The organism is Pseudomonas sp. FW305-25, assembly GCF_017351415.1.
GTDB classification, from domain to species: Bacteria; Pseudomonadota; Gammaproteobacteria; order Pseudomonadales; family Pseudomonadaceae; genus Aquipseudomonas; species Aquipseudomonas chlororaphis.
On sequence record NZ_JACNDE010000016.1, the window covers coordinates 112,033 to 128,656 of the forward strand.

The 16,624-nt window shown below is 59.2% G+C and carries 16 protein-coding genes and 1 pseudogene; 5 read left to right on the forward strand and 12 right to left on the reverse strand.

The window, feature by feature from the left end:
- Positions 1-14: 14 nt before the first annotated feature.
- From greB to J4E58_RS17115, 3 genes are all read right to left on the reverse strand, one after another.
- Entirely contained in the window at positions 15-488 is a 474-nt protein-coding gene (gene greB, locus J4E58_RS17105; RefSeq protein ID WP_009044968.1) for a transcription elongation factor GreB, read from the reverse strand.
- 365 nt (positions 489-853) lie between these two features.
- Positions 854-2,596, reverse strand: a complete 1,743-nt coding sequence (locus J4E58_RS17110) for a hypothetical protein (protein WP_087092753.1) — start codon at positions 2,594-2,596, stop codon at positions 854-856.
- A gap of 186 nt (positions 2,597-2,782) precedes the next feature.
- A complete protein-coding gene (locus J4E58_RS17115) occupies positions 2,783-3,076 on the reverse strand; it encodes a hypothetical protein (protein WP_037035922.1) in 294 nt (97 codons plus the stop codon).
- Between the two features lie 146 nt (positions 3,077-3,222).
- On the opposite strand from J4E58_RS17115, the gene J4E58_RS17120 reads away from it, so the two are divergent.
- Complete coding sequence (locus J4E58_RS17120) at positions 3,223-3,852, forward strand: response regulator transcription factor (RefSeq protein WP_007931372.1); 630 nt, start codon at positions 3,223-3,225, stop codon at positions 3,850-3,852.
- 82 nt (positions 3,853-3,934) lie between these two features.
- Here the strand turns inward: J4E58_RS17120 and J4E58_RS17125 are convergent, their stop codons facing one another.
- From J4E58_RS17125 to J4E58_RS17135, 3 genes are all read right to left on the reverse strand, one after another.
- A complete protein-coding gene (locus J4E58_RS17125; protein ID WP_037035956.1) occupies positions 3,935-4,243 on the reverse strand; it encodes a hypothetical protein in 309 nt (102 codons plus the stop codon).
- Between the two features lie 257 nt (positions 4,244-4,500).
- Positions 4,501-4,935: a DoxX family protein gene (locus tag J4E58_RS17130; protein WP_038577146.1), complete on the reverse strand. Its 435-nt coding sequence runs from the start codon at positions 4,933-4,935 to the stop codon at positions 4,501-4,503.
- 102 nt (positions 4,936-5,037) lie between these two features.
- Positions 5,038-6,459, reverse strand: coding sequence for a transglycosylase SLT domain-containing protein (locus tag J4E58_RS17135; protein WP_053262173.1), 1,422 nt, complete (start codon positions 6,457-6,459; stop codon positions 5,038-5,040).
- A 236-nt stretch (positions 6,460-6,695) separates the two neighbouring features.
- Here J4E58_RS17135 and J4E58_RS17140 point away from each other — a divergent pair, with 236 nt between their 5' ends.
- From J4E58_RS17140 to J4E58_RS17150, 3 genes are all read left to right on the forward strand, one after another.
- On the forward strand, positions 6,696-7,502 hold the full coding sequence (locus tag J4E58_RS17140) for a TatD family hydrolase (protein WP_087092752.1): 807 nt from the start codon (positions 6,696-6,698) through the stop codon (positions 7,500-7,502).
- A gap of 85 nt (positions 7,503-7,587) precedes the next feature.
- Positions 7,588-9,069, forward strand: coding sequence for a methyl-accepting chemotaxis protein (locus J4E58_RS17145; RefSeq protein ID WP_087092751.1), 1,482 nt, complete (start codon positions 7,588-7,590; stop codon positions 9,067-9,069).
- 149 nt (positions 9,070-9,218) lie between these two features.
- Positions 9,219-9,581, forward strand: coding sequence for an Mpo1-like protein (locus tag J4E58_RS17150; RefSeq protein ID WP_087092750.1), 363 nt, complete (start codon positions 9,219-9,221; stop codon positions 9,579-9,581).
- A 7-nt stretch (positions 9,582-9,588) separates the two neighbouring features.
- Here the strand turns inward: J4E58_RS17150 and J4E58_RS17155 are convergent, their stop codons facing one another.
- The 3 genes from J4E58_RS17155 to J4E58_RS17165 all read right to left on the reverse strand — a co-directional run bounded on the left by J4E58_RS17155 (position 9,589) and on the right by J4E58_RS17165 (position 11,684).
- Complete coding sequence (locus tag J4E58_RS17155; RefSeq protein ID WP_087092749.1) at positions 9,589-10,386, reverse strand: acyl-CoA thioesterase II; 798 nt, start codon at positions 10,384-10,386, stop codon at positions 9,589-9,591.
- 107 nt (positions 10,387-10,493) lie between these two features.
- Entirely contained in the window at positions 10,494-11,261 is a 768-nt protein-coding gene (locus tag J4E58_RS17160) for a CHAD domain-containing protein (protein WP_087092748.1), read from the reverse strand.
- Positions 11,262-11,405: 144 nt separating this feature from the next.
- Complete coding sequence (locus J4E58_RS17165) at positions 11,406-11,684, reverse strand: hypothetical protein (protein WP_009050148.1); 279 nt, start codon at positions 11,682-11,684, stop codon at positions 11,406-11,408.
- A 264-nt stretch (positions 11,685-11,948) separates the two neighbouring features.
- Here J4E58_RS17165 and J4E58_RS17170 point away from each other — a divergent pair, with 264 nt between their 5' ends.
- Positions 11,949-12,989 (forward strand): patatin-like phospholipase family protein, encoded by a 1,041-nt coding sequence (locus J4E58_RS17170; RefSeq protein WP_007931359.1) that lies wholly within the window; start codon positions 11,949-11,951, stop codon positions 12,987-12,989.
- A 19-nt stretch (positions 12,990-13,008) separates the two neighbouring features.
- On the opposite strand, the gene J4E58_RS17175 is transcribed toward J4E58_RS17170, so the two are convergent.
- The 3 genes and pseudogenes from J4E58_RS17175 to J4E58_RS31985 form a co-directional block, all read right to left on the reverse strand.
- Entirely contained in the window at positions 13,009-13,704 is a 696-nt protein-coding gene (locus tag J4E58_RS17175; protein ID WP_085531724.1) for a response regulator, read from the reverse strand.
- Between the two features lie 114 nt (positions 13,705-13,818).
- Positions 13,819-16,470 (reverse strand): sensor histidine kinase KdpD, encoded by a 2,652-nt coding sequence (locus tag J4E58_RS17180; protein WP_087092747.1) that lies wholly within the window; start codon positions 16,468-16,470, stop codon positions 13,819-13,821.
- Between the two features lie 52 nt (positions 16,471-16,522).
- Positions 16,523-16,624, reverse strand: a pseudogene (locus J4E58_RS31985) (potassium-transporting ATPase subunit C); the annotation flags it as partial.

A 16,624-nucleotide genomic window follows, 5' to 3' on the forward strand; every position in this document is an offset into this window, starting at 1 on the left:
CCCTCGCAGGCAGTTCATTTCACGTATTCGATCTGATTGATCCACCAGCACATTTCTCCACCGGGCGTCTGCACTATCGCCTCGTCGCCGACTTCTTTCTTCAAGAGCGCCCGGGCCATGGGCGAATCGATAGAGATGTAATCCTTCTGCCCGTATATCTCGTCATAGCCGACGATACGGAAACGCTTGGTTTCACCCTCTTCATTCTCGATATCGACCCAGGCGCCGAAGAAAACCCGGCCCTCCTGTTCCGGCGAATAAGACACGACCTTCATGTCTTCGAGTCGCTTGCGCAAGTAGCGAACCCGGCGATCAATTTCCCTCAGGAGTTTCTTGTTGTATTGATAATCGGCGTTTTCACTTCTGTCCCCCAGGGAGGCCGCCCAAGTGACTTTCTGCGTCACATCCGGACGCTTCTCCCGCCACAGGTAATCCAGCTCGTTTTTCAGAGCCTCGAAACCTTCCTGTGTAATGAGCTTGGTACTCAATTGGTTAAATTCCCCATGCAGAGCCTTATGAGCCGTTCAGCATTATGATTCAACCGGAGCACTGAGAACCAATATTGAGCAAAATAAACCTTCCAGTAAGACGCATGCCATCGGAACATCCACCATCTAGAATGAATCGATCTCTAGGCTCTGTATGAAAAGCGACTGCCTTGGTCACGCGAGGTAAAAACAAGCTCATGCGCAAGTCCGATCAGAACGCTCATCAAAGAACACGCATGCTCCCCATTCCTCCCGTCTCCTGCCCAACCATTACCAGCCGACTATTTCATACAGATCACATATTGCCTTACATGAAAAAACACCCAGGAACTAAAATAGACACTTGCAATTTCAACTGAGGCGCCTTACTCGTCATCGTTGAATAAGGTACTAGATATGCTATGCAGACTATTATTGAAGGTCACTGTCTCATTGAAGCCTTTTACAATATTACTCAGCTTTTTACGGGTACTGGATAGCTGCGCTAATCTTTCCACAAGCTCGGCATTTTTTTGCTGGATCCCGATGTCCCGTTTTTCAAGCTCGGATGCACGAACACTTTGTTTTACAGAAATCTCTTCAAGACGTTGCTGCTCCAACTGCAATAGCTCAGAGCGCCGCGCAACACTTCGCTCTCGGGACTCCACACTTTCAGCCAACTGCTGTAGCGCAACGCTGCGTTCGGCAATCACCTTGGAGTTGTGCTCTGCGGATTTATCGATAGCGATCCTCTCTTGTTGAAGCTGGCTTTGTAACTGGCGCAAGTATTCATCCTTTTCCTGAAGCTTGCGTTCTCGCTCCTGCAATTGCTCCTTTAAAAGCTCCAAGGCCTCCTGCTGCTTCACTGCAATCAATTTTTGTTGTGCCAGTTCCTGCGCCATATGTGCAAGATTCGACAACGTGTTCTCTACATCAAAAAGCAGATGATCGGTATCCGCCCCCTGAGATACAACTTCGGTATCGGGAGCCGTATCCATCAGGAACTGATCCTTATCCAGCGAATGCTCTAGTGAGGCTTCACAACCGTCCGACTCATCCGGCATTGCATCCACAGCATTTTCACCGGACTGATCGATATCAGGGATGGTTTGAAGCTGCCTGTCTACCAAAGTCGGAACTCTGTCAGACATCGACAGGTCGTACTCATTTCCCTGGGTTAATTCCACATCATCCTCCGAAGTCAAATCGCGAACCACCTCCGCCAAGTCAGCCAGTGTGTTCTGTATACCTTGATGCAGACGTACAGCATCGACCTCCGGGTCAGCAGACTGGTCAGCATCTACTCTATGTGTTGTAACACCTGACAGGAGAGCATCATTCCTGGATGAGTCGACATGGCTTTCGATATTGGTGATAGCTAAGCCAGCAATACCCTGTTGAAGATCCTCGGCCAATAACGAGGTCTCAGTAGAACCCTCCCTTACATAAGCCTCGGTTTCAGCGTCCTTTTGGCATAATTCATATGGTTCTCCAATCGGCTCAGATCTGGACGGGGCATCATCAGGCAAGTCCCCTTCAAGGTCCTCAACAGTTTCTGGCGAACCATACTCGTTCGAGTCAGGAACCTCGTCCACACACTCTGTGGAATCTTTTGCAGCAGGGGTATTTTGAGAGGTCGTCTCAATAGAAACATCAAGGGCTGGAACGCTGAGTTCGGTGTCATCAATTGCAGGCAGACAAACTGTCGAAGCTTCTGATGATATGAGTTTCACCACCAAATTTTTCTTGATGGTGAGTGAGCGATGCTCGGAAAGGTTCCCCGTCGGTATCACACAGCCTTTAAGGTCAATCAGATGGTAGGGAGTGCCAACACTGCCAGCAGCACCTTGTTGTCGAATCTCAAGCCGCGTTGCATGAGTAACTATCTCTTTGAAGACCTGAATAACCAGACGCCAATCGTGTTCGCTTTCAATCGAACTCAGCGCATACTCTTTCCCCTTTTTATGCAACATCGCAATATAAACTCGCGACTCTCCGACTTCAGCGCCCTCATTTAAGCTATAGGCAAGAAAATTACGCCTCAGCATAGGAATTGCAAAACTGCAGAGCACCGCACCATTCAGCACTTCTTGCTCTGCGTTTTCGATGGAAATAGTTCGTAGCAGCATCGCTGACTTAGGCTCCGTCATATATCTAAAAACATATCACACGGAGTAAAAAATACCTCCTAACAACACATGCCAGCAACCGGACAATTCCCATTCTTCAGGTAGAACTATCCGACAACTCACAACCAGAAAAGTCAACGCTTTCGATTTACCATGTTATGGCTGACAGCCTTGACCACTCCGATCTCATTTAAGAGGAATATTCAAACCCTTCTGCGGACTGAGCTTGAACAGCCACCAATCATAATTCGACCATAGCATGACTAACCCTCCCGCCAGCAGTAGCAGTACTAGCCCGGCCCCTCCTGTCAATATCAGTCGTTGCTGCCAGCTAAAAAAACACAGCGCGACACCAGCCACCCCCATCAACATCGCTAGAGAAGGAGCAAACCAGTAGATAAAACGATCAAGACGCAAAAGAGTGTTGAATAACCAAGAGCCTTTCAGATGAGAGGTCGGTCTAAAGATAATAATATGCATAGCGAGCGTGGCTTGGCCAGATAAAAACGGAGCTCAACCATAACTTAGCCACACAATGACAACTATCAGATTCGTCTGATTTAGTTTTCAGAGTGCTCGGATAACATACGCAGGGCACCCTCCCCCTAAATATCGAGATGCCTTGCATGGGAAGTATCATCATCGTCGACGACCATCCGTTGATTCGACTCGCCATAAGAACCGTTCTGGAACCTCACGAACACAACATCGTCGCGGAGGCGGACAACGGGGCCGACGCCGTCCAGCTGGTACGCAAGCATCTTCCAGACCTGCTCATCCTGGACTTGAACATACCCAACCTCGACGGTTTTTCCGTTATCTCCCATATAAAGTCCGCTGGACTGCCAATAAAGACACTGGTGCTGACTTCCAGCAACTCCAAGAACTTCGCCTTGCGCTGTTTGCAGGCCGGAGCGGCTGGTTTTCTGTGCAAGAACGATAATCTGAACGAACTGGCTAATGCGGTAAAAGCCATATTGTCGGGGTATAGCTATTTCCCCGAGGATACAATCAGCACCTTGCAACAGAATACAAACGCCGCCTGCCAAGAGAGTGTCTTGATTGCCCAACTGACCGACCGGGAAATCACCGTCCTGAAACTGCTGGCGAGCGGTCTGAATAATCAGAAAATCGCGGATGCGTTGCTGATCAGCCACAAGACGGTGAGCACCTATAAGGTCAGGCTGCTAAAACGGTTCAATGTTTCCAATCTGGTAGCGCTGGCGGAGCTGGCCAAACGCAACTCCGTAGTTTGAACCCCTGATATCGATGCAGCCTTTAGCTGGGATTCAGAAACATCGCCCCCACCTCGACAGCCAGGTTGATCACCTACGGTACTTACCTACGGGTGATCAGCCCCTGTCGAGCCACACGGGTCAGATGCCGGATGACTTCCGCAGCATTTTCCGAGCTGGGCGCCTGTATCACCGCAAGGTCAAAACTGTCGTTGGCAAAACGTGCCAAGGACTCGCCGTCTTCGATGAACTGGATCAGAAAGGCCGAAGGGCCTGTGCTGCGACGTGGCCAGCCATCGAGATAACGCAGCAATGTCGGCTGGTGTGTGCCGCCAAGAAGAATTTTTGGATTGCGCTGAACAAGATTCGCCGTGATTGGCGCAAGACGTACAGGAGGGTGGAGTGCATTCATCGTGTCGTGTCTCTGCCTCAATTTTCTGCCGGGCAGGTGAGAGGCAACACCGAACCAGCGCTTTAGCGGTATTTCGAAGCCGGTAGAGCTTCTGTCGGTGATATTCCGAATCACCTGGCGCCCCGCAAGTAGCTGTTTAAATCGGCGCATGGGCAACAATCCTAGAGAAGCCGACGGGGTAGTGTCAAGAATCCCCAATAACGAAATCAGCAACAAAAAAGGCCCGCTACAAGCGGGCCTTGGGTGTTTTCCGGAAGTTACTTGGCAATTGCCGCATCGAGTGACAATTTGCCCGCGCCTTCGATCAGAACCGCAATGGTACCGCCGAGCAGAGCCAGGGCGAACTCATAACCATTGTTCGCCATGAACAGGCCATTGCTGATGTGCACGGAGAAAATCGCCACCAGCAAGGTGAAGCTCAACCCCAACGCGGCAGGACGTGCCAACAGACCGATAATCAGCGCCAGACCGCCGAAGAACTCGGTACCGCCCGCCAACAGCGCCATCAAGTGTCCTGGTGCCAGGCCGATGCTCTCCATCCACTGTGCCGTACCTGCCAATCCGTAACCGCCAAACAGACCGAAAAGCTTTTGCGCGCCGTGAGCGGCGAAAATGATGCCGACAAAAACTCGCAGGACGGTCAGGCCGTAGCCTGCACGGGTGCTCAGTACGGTTTTGATCAGTGTGCTCATGCTGTGTAGTCCTTTGTAGTGTTGGGTAATGGGTCGCTATATTAATCACAAAATCTCATGTTAAAAGTGCAAAAATAGCAATATAACAATCAATTTTATCGATTATTTCCTTGAGACGACCTTACGCGCTTGCGGCTCCAACGATTCGCGTTCCCGGTCAAAGGCCAAATAGTATTTGTTGACGCTATTAACATAGCTGACGGCGCCCATTCCGACCTGTTCCATGGCAATGCGCTCGACCTGGAAAAACCACTGATTGGGGTTCAACCCGCGTCGTCGGGCTTCGGTCCGCATACCCTGCACTCGCTCCGGCCCCATGTTGTAGGCCGCCAGGACAAATGCCATACGCTCGCGCTCGTTGAGCTTGGGACTGGAAAAAAACTTGCGCCGGATCAACGCCAGGTACTTGGCTCCGGCCAGCACATTGCTATCGAGGGTCTGGATGTTATTGACCCCTACCCGCTGGGCAGCTGACGGGGTGATCTGCATCAGGCCGGTCGGGCCGCTGCCGCTTCTGGCAGAGGGCTGCAACGACGACTCCTTGAAGGCCAGCGCCGCCAGGTTCAACCAGTCCATGTTCTGTGCATCGGCATGCTTCTGTAATACCGGGCGCAATTTTTCCAGGCGCTGGCGATCGGCCCGGGTCAAAGGGTTATGCACCTGATACAGGCGTCGATAGATGCGTAAGAACGCAACATCCTGATCCGCCGGAGCCTTGTAGACCTTCAGGAAACGATCGATGCTCGCCCGCAGCATCGAGGCATCCCGCCGCACGAACCAGTGCTCCTCGCCAGGCTCGCTGATGACCAGTTGCCGATCAAAACGCAGCTTCGGCAGGACTTTGCCCCAGCGCTCGGCAATGGGCTTCTCGACGATGGTCAGGTGAAAGATCCCGCCCTGGACCATTTCCAGGACATCTTCGACTGCCAGGCTCGGATCGACCCACTCGACCTTGACCGGCGCCAGCTTATGCAGCGCCAGCTTCTGATTGATCTGGCTCACCGCATCCCCGGCAGCGCTGCCTGTGGTCAGCGCCAGGGTCTTGCCGGAGAGCTGTTCAGGCCGGGTGTAGCGCCGCTCGCCCTTGATTCCCACCAGCAGCAACGGCACGTTGCTGGCGACCGGTTCACTGGGGCTTACCGCTTGCCCCGGTAGCGCCTCCAACAACTCTCCTGGAGCGACCAGATCCCCCTCGCCACGCTGCAGCGCACCGAGCAATTGATCCTTGGCTTTGGGAATGATCTTGAGACTGATTTCCTGACCGTCGCGAGCGTGACCATTGAGGTACTGCTCAAAGGCGCGCAGACGGTGATATTCGACACCGATGGCCTGGCCCTGGACTTCACCGGAGCTATTGCGACTCTGGTTGACCAGCACGCGCAAGACCCGGCTGCTGCGAATGTCCGCCAGGTCGCGAACCTTGCCCGCTACGGCCGCTTCCGGAGGGCCAGCCAAGCGTGCTACCGCCGGCAGGGGCAGCAGCAACGACAAGCACAACGCTAGCAAAACCGAGGGTCGCGTCATCCGCTCTCCGGGAAGAATACTGTCCGGGTTTTCGAGCAATGGCGAAAACGCGGGCGACAGAAACAGAGCGCCTAGAGCGCTGACAAGATGTGAAAGACTGGCACAACCACGGCTGGCAAACCAACCGCAGCCTTTCTCCCGGCATCAAGAGACAGCTTCAACTCGTTGTAGTTCTTGGCTTTTCTTATAAATCTACAGCTCTGATATGCTTTCCGGCCGCAGGCGGAGATAGCACCATGCAACTCATCGATATCGGCGTCAACCTGACCAATCCAAGTTTCGCCGAAAAACATCGCGCAGTACTGGACCGTGCCTATGCCGCCGGCGTCTGCCAACTGGTGCTCACTGGCACCAGTGTCGAGGGCAGCGAACAGGCACTCGAGCTGTCGCGGCAACTGGATGAAAGTGGCCGCCAACTGTTCTCTACCGCCGGGATTCATCCACATTGCGCCAGCGACTGGAATGCCGACAGCGCACAGCGCTTGCGCAGCCTGCTCAAGGAAAGCAGCGTCAAGGCCGTGGGCGAATGCGGCCTGGACTTCAATCGGGACTTCTCCCCCCGAGGGCAACAGGAAAAAGTGCTGGAGGAACACCTGGCCCTGGCCGTTGAGCTGCAACTGCCGGTCTTCCTCCACGAACGCGACGCCAGCCAGCGCCTGCTGGAAATAGTCCGCGACTTTCGTGACCGCTTGCCGGCCGCAGTGGTGCATTGCTTCACTGGCGAACAGCGCGCGCTGTTCAACTATCTGGACCTTGACCTGCACATTGGCATCACTGGGTGGATCTGCGACGAGCGCCGCGGCACTCACTTGCACCCGCTGGTACGAGAGATTCCCCGCGGTCGCCTGATGCTCGAAAGCGACGCCCCCTATCTGTTACCCCGCAGCCTGCGCCCCAAGCCGAAGAACGGTCGCAACGAACCGGCCTACCTGACCGAAGTGTTGCGCGTGGTGGCCCTGCATCGCGGCGAGAGCCAGGAAGAGCTGGCGGCCCACAGTACCGCCAGCGCCCGTGCCTTCTTCGCCTTGCCCGAGATTGCTTGACGCATATCAAGATTTGACTCTCTGCATAGCGGCACAATAATGGCACCTTGCCAATACTGTTCCGCTTAATCAGAGAAGACCTTCCATGGGTGCCTGGCTCAGCAATATCTCATTGAAATACAAGTTCTGGGCGGTCAATGCGGTCGCCTTCGTGACCACCCTGCTACTGGTCCTGTACGCCGTCCAGCTGGAGCAGCAAGCGCGTAGCCAGGCCTCACAAAACAACGCCAGGGCCCAGGCGAGCCTGCTCGGCGCATGGCCCTCCGGGCAAGCGCTGCCCCATGCCGAGAATCTGCTGAGCTTCGCGGCCGGCCAGATCCCCAGCCTCGACCAGCGCTCCCTGCCGCAGTTGAGCAATGCCAATGGATGGGTGGCCTTCGATGAAATGCCGCTGTTCGGCGAAAACCCTCTGATCGGCGCGCAGGTGCTGCCCCGGGCCGATGGCCAACGGATTGCGGTGCTTGCCCATGGGCCAAGCCTGCGTCAGGTGTTCAGCGAACGCTTCAGCCAATACGCGGTGGCCGTGTTCATTCTGATGCTGGCGATGCTCGGTGCTTCGCAACTGTTGATCCGTTTCCTGCTCAGCCAACTGAACACCCTCAAGGATGTGATGCTGCATGTGGAGAAGACCGGCGACCTGTCGGCCCGCGTGCCCCTGTCGTGCACGGACGAGGTCGGCCAGATGGCCAGCGCCTTCAATGCAATGCAGGCGGGTTATCAGCGGGTGGTCAACACCGTCGCCAATACCGCCCGGAAACTGGATATCGGCGCCGCGCGCCTGGCATCGAGCATGAACGATGTGCGTCACGGCATGCTGGGCCAGCAAAGCGAAACCGATCAGGCCGCGACAGCGATCAACGAAATGTCCGCCACCGTCTATCACATCGCCCAGCACGCCGGCGCCACCCGGGATCGCTCCCAGGCCGCCGATGTCCTCGCCGGCAGCGGCCAGGAAGTGGTCAGCCGCGTGCAGAAGTCCATTTCCGGGCTCTCCAGCGGCGTGCAACAGACCGCCGAGATGATCCAGCGCCTGGCCGAGGACAGTCAGAAGATCAATGGCGTGGTCAACGTGATCCACAGCATTGCCGAGCAAACCAACCTGCTGGCGCTCAATGCCGCGATCGAAGCGGCGCGCGCCGGTGAAATGGGCCGGGGGTTCGCGGTGGTCGCCGATGAAGTACGCAACCTCGCCAAGCGGGTGCAGACCTCCACCGACGAAATCACCCGGATGGTCTCCGCCCTGCAGGCCGGTACCCGCGACGCAGTGGACTTCATGCAGGAAAGCTCGTTCAAGGCAGACGATTGCGTGCAGCAGGCACAGGAAGCCGGCGCAGCGCTGGCGGAAATCACCACGGCCGTGGCGCAGATGCGTGAGAGCAATACCCAGATTGCGGTGGCGGCCGAGCAGCAAAGCCAGGTGGCGGAAGAAATGAATCGCGCCGTGGTGAGTATTCGCGACGTCACCGAAAACACGGTGCAACAGACCGTCGACTCGGCGACCACCAGCAACGAACTGGCGACCCTGGCTGGGGAACTGAGCAAGGCCATCGGTCAATTGAAGCTGTAAACCGCGACTTTTCGCTCCTGCAGGAATCGGCCTGCCTGCCGGAGCGAAACCTGCCAGCCTATCGCCCTCATAGCCAGCCTTGATTCGCCGCCCCCTCGCGTGGGGCCTATCCTTTGATACATAGGCTTCTACGAATCAAGGATACTGTCATGGGTAAACGTCACCCCAACCTCCCCGCCTGGCAATGGCGCTCCTACCCGCATAACCACCGCAACCCGACCAACCTGGTGTTGCACCTGATTGCAGTGCCGCTGTTCATCGTCGGCTTTCTGTTGCTGGTTTCAGGAGTATTCAGCTTGAGCTTCACCAACGTCGCCATCGGCGTGGTCGGCCTGATCGCCGCCTTGGGCCTGCAGCGTCACGGCCATAGCCTGGAGGCCCAAGCCGCCGAGCCGTTCAGTGACCGTAAAGATGCAGTCCAGCGCCTGCTGGTAGAACAATTCGTGACCTTTCCACGCTTCGTCCTCAGCGGCGCCTGGTGGCGTGCATGGCGCAAGCGCCACCGGCATTGAGAGGGGTTCAACCGAAGATAGTGACCGTCTGCCGGCTGAGCGCAATCAACCGGCCTTCGGCACTCCAGAGTGCCGCGGCCGCATGCCCGTAACCGTCACGGGCATGTTCGATATTCACCCGGTACTTGCACCAGTCCAGGGTGCTCAACACCAGCAGCGGCTGCACGAATTCAATGGTCCAGGTCAGGGTACTGCCGGGTGCCGGGCTGGTCAGGTGTGGTAACAAGGCCGGCGGCCAGGCGTCCACCAGTGCGAGGATATGCGCCTCGGTCATGGGCTCTTCCTTGACGTCGCCCCGCAGGCGCACCCAACCGCCCATGTCCCGCGACTTGTTGCCGGTGAACGGCATGCCACCGATGCTCCAGCGCATTGCCAGATGGCGCATGAACTCCGGCGTCACGCCCTTGACGTAAGGCAGTTCCGGGCACTCGTCCCAATGTTTCATGCTGGGCGCTTCCTCGGCGACAACTGTCACCTCGGACGGCCGAGAGGCACCAAAACTGCCCTGTACCAGGGTCACTACCTGACCGTTCTGCACCGCACGCCCCAGCACCTGGCTGACGGCCTTGCCCTCGCGCAGCACCTCGACTTCAAAGCTGACCGGCACATTGGGGGTGACCGGACCGACAAAGGTGATCGCCAGTGAACGCACCGGACGTTCGGCGGGGACTTTTGCGCGCATGGCTTCATACTGCAAAGCCGCCACCAATCCGCCGAAACTGGCCCGCCCCTGCGCCCACTCGGTTGGAATCGACAGTTCCAACGGTTGGTGGCGGACGGCATCGAGCAAATCGCAAAAGCGCATGAGCACCTCTGATCAAGAAAAGGGTTCGAGGATCTTAACCAGCAGCGCACACGCGTAAAGCACTTGTTCCCGCCAAAAAGACTGACAGATAAGCCGCCAGCCGGGAGTCAGCTACGGAAACAGGCCGCGCTCAGCTTGTCGAGCACCCGATCGGCACGACCCTCGGCCTTGTGCATGGTGGCGTGCCAGACCGGAACACAAGGCAACAGGTCCGCCTGCCGTTCGGCCTGGGCCAGCCATTGCCAGCAATCATGCCAGTCGCCCAGTGCGCCCTGAGCGGCCTTCAGGCGAGAGACCGCCTTGGGCGACAGTTCGGCAAGTTCGGGATAAGCCTCGGCGGCGTAGCGCACACGCTTGATCAGCAGGCGCAAACGATGCCGATCATGAGCCGGATCGTGCAGGGCCTCGTCCAGTGCCTTCCATTGCTTGGACAGGCGCTTTTCGATGCGCTTGCGCAAACTGCGCAACAGCTCCTGACGTTGCGCCGCCCGCAGGAAACGCGGGAAGGCATCCAGCACCAGCAGCAGCTGCTGGAGTTCGGAGCCCGTCGCCACTGTCCGGTATTCATCCGCCAGCCCCGCGGTACGGCGTTCCGCGGCCTGATGGTAGTCATGCTGATGCAGGTACGCAGCCAGGACCTCACGGTCGCGTAACGGCGTCGTCAGTTGCCCGACCGCCGTAGCCGCCGCTTCCAGTTGCTCGACACCAGGCAAGCCGCGCAACGCTCGCAACAGGCTGCGCAAGCGGCGCACCGTGGTACGCAGATCGTGCAGCGCCTCGGGGTCGGTCACCGCCTGCAAACGCGCCTGGCACGCCAGCAAGCGCACCTCCAGCCCCAACACCTGTGCCACCAACCGATCAACCAAGGCAGACATCATTGACTCCCGAAACGAATGACCCGGCTCGCAGCACAAAGACTGCGGCCGGGCCCTGGCATGACTGGCAGGCGCGCTCACGACGCCTGCGAGACGGAAACTGAAGAGCGCTCTTCAGTCTAGCGGCAAACGGCAGCCTTGCGATCAGCGGCCGGCGCGCGACTCACGAATATAGAAACGGGCCTTTTCGGCTTTTCTGGTGCAGCCCTCGAAGGCTTCGAATTGCTGCTGGGTCTTGGCCCCGGTCAGCAGCGACAGGGCCTTGGAATAGCTGACTGTGCCAGCGAAACCTTCGGCCTTGGCCAGGTCCAGTTCATGCCAGGCCGCATCCAGTTGCGTACCGCAGCTGTCGCGATAGGCGGTCTTGCCAGCACAACCACCGAGTACCAATGCAATCAACGGTAGACAGATCCAGGCTTTCATCAATGACACCTCAAAGTAGGGGGGGAAACAGTCGTGAACGATAAGAAGCAATTGCGAACAATAAAAACAATCGTGAACGTAAGACGATCGCCGCCACTAAAAGTGCCTTGGCTCGTCAGGGAAAATATAGCCGCGCGAGCATAACCCCATGCGGCAAAACACTGGAAAAAATCCCTCTATCCAGGGCCCGCAGAGGCCGTCAGTGATTGAACCGAAACCCTCGATGGGTGCATTGTGGAAACCTGTCTGGCGAAGGATCGAGTCATGAAAAAGCGTGTCGCACTGGTCCTGGGCTCTGGTGGTGCCCGGGGTTACGCCCACATCGGGGTGATTGAGGAAATCGAAAGACGTGGTTACGACATTGCCTGTGTCGCGGGCTGTTCCATGGGCGCGGTAGTCGGTGGTATCTACGCCGCCGGCAAACTGGACGACTACCGCAGCTGGATCGAAAGCCTGGACTATCTGGATGTGCTGCGGCTGGTGGATGTCAGCTTTCGCCTGGGGGCGATACGCGGGGAGAAAGTATTCGGCCAGATCCGCAAGATCGTCGGCGAAATCAACATCGAAGACCTGCGCATCCCTTACACCGCCGTGGCCACCGACCTGACCAACCAACAGGAAATCTGGTTCCAGGAAGGCTGTCTGCACCAGGCCATGCGGGCTTCGGCGGCGATCCCCAGCCTCTTCACCCCGGTCATGCAAGGCAATCGCATGCTGGTGGACGGCGGCTTGCTCAACCCGCTGCCCATCGTGCCGGTGGTCTCCAGCCACTGCGACCTGATCATCGCCGTCAACCTCAACTCGACCAACCAGCGTCGTTACCAGTTGCCGGTGATCCAGCGCCCCGCCGCCTTCAAGAGCCGCTTCGACAGCCTGATCAACTCCCTGGGCTCGCACCTGCCCTTTCGCCGCAAGCAAGCCGAACAACTGCTGCTGCTCGAACAGGAAGCGCTGCGCAGCGAGGCAGCCGACATCGGCAACCCCTGGATCGAATCCGCCGAGCCCGAGGCCCAGCAACCGGCCGCGGCTCCGGAAACCGATGGCGCCCCGAAATCGGCCACCGGCTCGTTCATTATCGATAACGTCGGCCCCGCTTCCCTGCTGGACCTGATCAACCAGAGCTTCGAGGTCATGCAGACCTCGCTGGCCCAGTACAAGATCGCCGGTTACCCGCCGGACATCCTGATCAACGTGCCCAAGCGGGTGTGCCGTTTCTTCGAGTTCTACAAGGCTCCGGAGCTGATCGCACTGGGGCGGGAAATTGCCAGCGACACCCTGGACCGCTACGAGAACGAACTGAACTGAAAGAGCGCCGCGAGCCCGCTCACTCCTGCGCCCCCAGCAAGCGGTACCCCACCCCGGCCTCGGTCACGATAAAGCGTGGCCGGGTCGGATCGTCCGCCAGCTTCTGCCGCAGATGCCCGACCACGATACGCAGGTAGTGACTGTCCTCGGTGTGCGTCGGCCCCCAGATATCCTTGAGCAGTTGCTGCTGGGTGATCACCCGCCCCGGGTGCCGCGCCAGTTGCGCCAGCACGGCGTATTCCTTGCGCGTCAACGCCACTTCGGCACCGTCGAGCAGTACCCGGCGATACGCCAGGTCCACGGTCAGCGGGCCGAAATCCAGGGCTGCTTCCTGCGCTTCGCCGGCGGGTGCCTGGCGCAACAGCGCACGAATACGCGCCAGGAACTCCTGGATGCCAAAGGGCTTGGTCACGTAGTCGTTGGCGCCACCGTCCAGCGCTTCGACCTTCTGCCCTTCGCTGGCCCGTACCGACAACACCAGCACCGGTACGCCCGACCACTCGCGAAACTCACGCAGCACCTGCTGGCCGTCCATATCCGGCAGGCCGAGGTCGAGCACCAGCAAGTCCGGCTTATTCAGCGCCGCCTGGGCCAGGCCTTCGTTGCCGGTGCCGGCTTCAAGCACTTTGTAGCCCTGGGACACCAGGCTGATGCGCAGGAATTTACGGATCTGCGGCTCGTCATCGATGACCAGGATGGTCGCGGTCTGGCTCATGGTTTCGCTTCAAGACAAATAAGTGGCGCAAGAGTAGCGCAGGCGTGGCTCTGGATCGTAAAGAACATGTGCGGCCCTCCTGGCCTCGTTGGGTTGACGCTTTTTTACCGGCACTCAGGCCTCTCCTTCAAGCTCGGGTTGCACCTGCAGCGGCAGGCACAAGGTGATGCAGGTACCACGCCCGTCGATCCCTTCGCCCACCGTGATGCGCCCGCCATGGGCACCGACCATGCCCTGACAGATCGCCAGTCCCAGGCCGGTGCCCTGCCCGCCTCGATCGCCCCGTGCCGCGGTGTAGAACATGTCGAAAATCCGCGGCCGATCTTCCACTGGAATTCCCGGCCCCTCGTCGCTCACGGCAAACAGCAGCTCGGTATCGCGGGTCGCGACACTCAGTTGTAAACGGCCGTTGGCCGGTGAAAAGCGCGCGGCGTTTTCCAGGACATTGATCAGCGCCTGTTCGATCAGCGCCGCATGCACGAACAGCAACGGCAGTTCGGCCGGCAGTTCGGTGCTGACCCGCAGCGGCGCCAGCACCACTCGCAGGCGACTCAGCGCGCTGCCAACGATATCGGCCGGCGCCACCCAGTCTCGCGCCAGCTTCAACGAGCCATGGCCGAGACGAGTCATGTCCAGCAGATTCTGAATGTAGCGATCCAGGCGCTCGGCCTCATCCCGCGTGCCTTCGAGCAGTTCGCGACGGTCTTCCAGGGGGATCGCCTCCCCCAGCGCCAGCAGGCTGTCGATGCTGCCGCGCATCGAGGTCAAGGGGGTACGCAGGTCATGGGACACCGAGGCCAGCAGCGCACTGCGCAATTGCTCGGTTTCGCCGTGCAGGCGCGCCGCTTCCAGATCCTCGGCCAACTGTGCCCGGGCCAAGGCCTGGGCCAGGGGCTGGCTCAAGGCACTCAACAGGCGACGACGCTGAGCGTTGAACTCCTCGCCTTCTTTCGGACAAACTCCAAGCAAGCCCAGCGGGCCCTCGTCGACGGATAAGGGCCACCACCACCAGCGCCCGAAAGGCAGGGTTCCAGTGCCCATCCCGGCCGGTTGATCGTGTTGCCAAGCCCAGTCGGCGGCGGCCCGTTCAGACTCGGAAAACTGCAAGGGCCCACCCGTCTCGACCTTCCAGCCACCCTGCCCGTCGCGATTGAGCAGGCACAGCTGCAATTCCTTCCAGCCATTGAGGTGCTGCGCCGCGGCGCTGACCACCGCCTGCCGGTCGGTGGCGGCGGTGAGTTTGCGCGACAGGTCCAGCAGTTCGCTGGTTTCTTCCTGGGTGTCGCGCAATGCCTGCAACTGCCGACGCTGGCGCGCCGCCAGGTTGCCGGTCAGGGCCGCCATCAACAGGAAGAACAGCAGCGTCAACACGTCCTCCTCGCGCTGGATGGCGAAGGAGAACGTCGGCGGAATGAACAGGAAATCGTAGGTCAGGAACGACAACGCCGCGCACACCAGCGCCGGCCCGAGACTGCTGCGCACCGCCACCAGCAGCACTGCGGCGAGGAACACCAGGGAGATGTTCGGCAACGCCAGCACGCTCGCCACCGCCCATGACAGCCCCGAAGCCAGGACCGTCGCCAGGACCGCCAGGGCGTAGTCGAACCAGACCAGCGAACGCTCCACCCGCAGGCGCGGCTGGCCGGGTTCGTCCTCGCTGTCGAGCACGTTGATTTCCAGGCCCTGGGCGTTGCGCAGCAGGCGCGCCGCCAGGCCGCCGCCGAACAAACGGCGGCGCAGGCGTTTGCGTGACTGCCCCACCAGCACCAGGCTGGCGCGCCGCTCCGCGGCATGCTGGATCAGGGTCTTGGCCACTTCGCCGGCCCGCAGCAGGACCACCTCGCCGCCCAGGCGCTCGGCCAGTTGCTGGGCACTTTGCAGGCGCTGGCGAGCTTGCTCGTCAGGCACCCGGCCGTCATCCACATGCACCAGGCTCCAGGGCAGATGCCGCCGCCGGGCGACATGGCTGGCATGACGCACCAGGCGCTCGGCCTGGGCGTCGCCATCGACCCCTACCAGCAAGCGTCCGCGCACCGCCGGCGCGGCCTGCCCGAGCTTGCGATACCCCTGGGCCAGATCGTCGTCGACCTGCGCCGCCGCGGCCTGCATCGCCAGCTCACGCAGCGCGGTGAGGTTGGTCTGGGTGAAGAACGCATCGATCGCCGCCCTGGCCTGCTCCGGCACATACACCTTGCCTTCGCGCAGGCGCTCCAGCAGTTCTCGCGGCGGCAGGTCCACCAGCAGCAACTCGTAGGCTTCCTGCAGCACCCAGTCGGGCAGGGTCTCGCGGACCTGCACCCCGGTAATGCCGCGGACCTGATCGTTGAGGCTTTCCAGATGCTGCACGTTGACCGTCGTGAAGACGTCGATACCGGCCGCCAGCAGTTCCTGAACATCTTGCCAGCGCTTGGCGTGCCGGCTGCCGGGGGCGTTGGTATGGGCCAGTTCATCCACCAATACCAGCTTGGGTTTGGCCTTGAGCAGGCCGTCGAGGTCCATCTCTTCGAGCATGACCCCGCGGTATTCGGAACGCACCAGCGGCTGTTGCGGCAAGCCACCGAGCAAGGCTTCGGTTTCCGCCCGACCATGGGTTTCCACCACCCCGGCCAGGATCTTCACCCCCTGGCGCAATTGCGTGTGCGCCGCCTGCAACATGGCGTAGGTCTTGCCGACGCCCGGGGCGGCGCCAAGGAAGACCTTGAGCCGGCCGCGGCCGTCATGGGACAGATCGGCTAACAGGGCGTCGGCGCGGCCGGAATCACTCATGCATTGTTCTCTCTGGACTCAAATCATCGACATACAAACTTGTAGCAGCTGGCTACAGGGCGAGCTTTTCCAGCGCCCGGTTCAAGGCCAGCACATTCACCACCGGCGGGCCGACCAGAGGCTGCTCGACATGGGCATCCACCAGTTGCTGCAA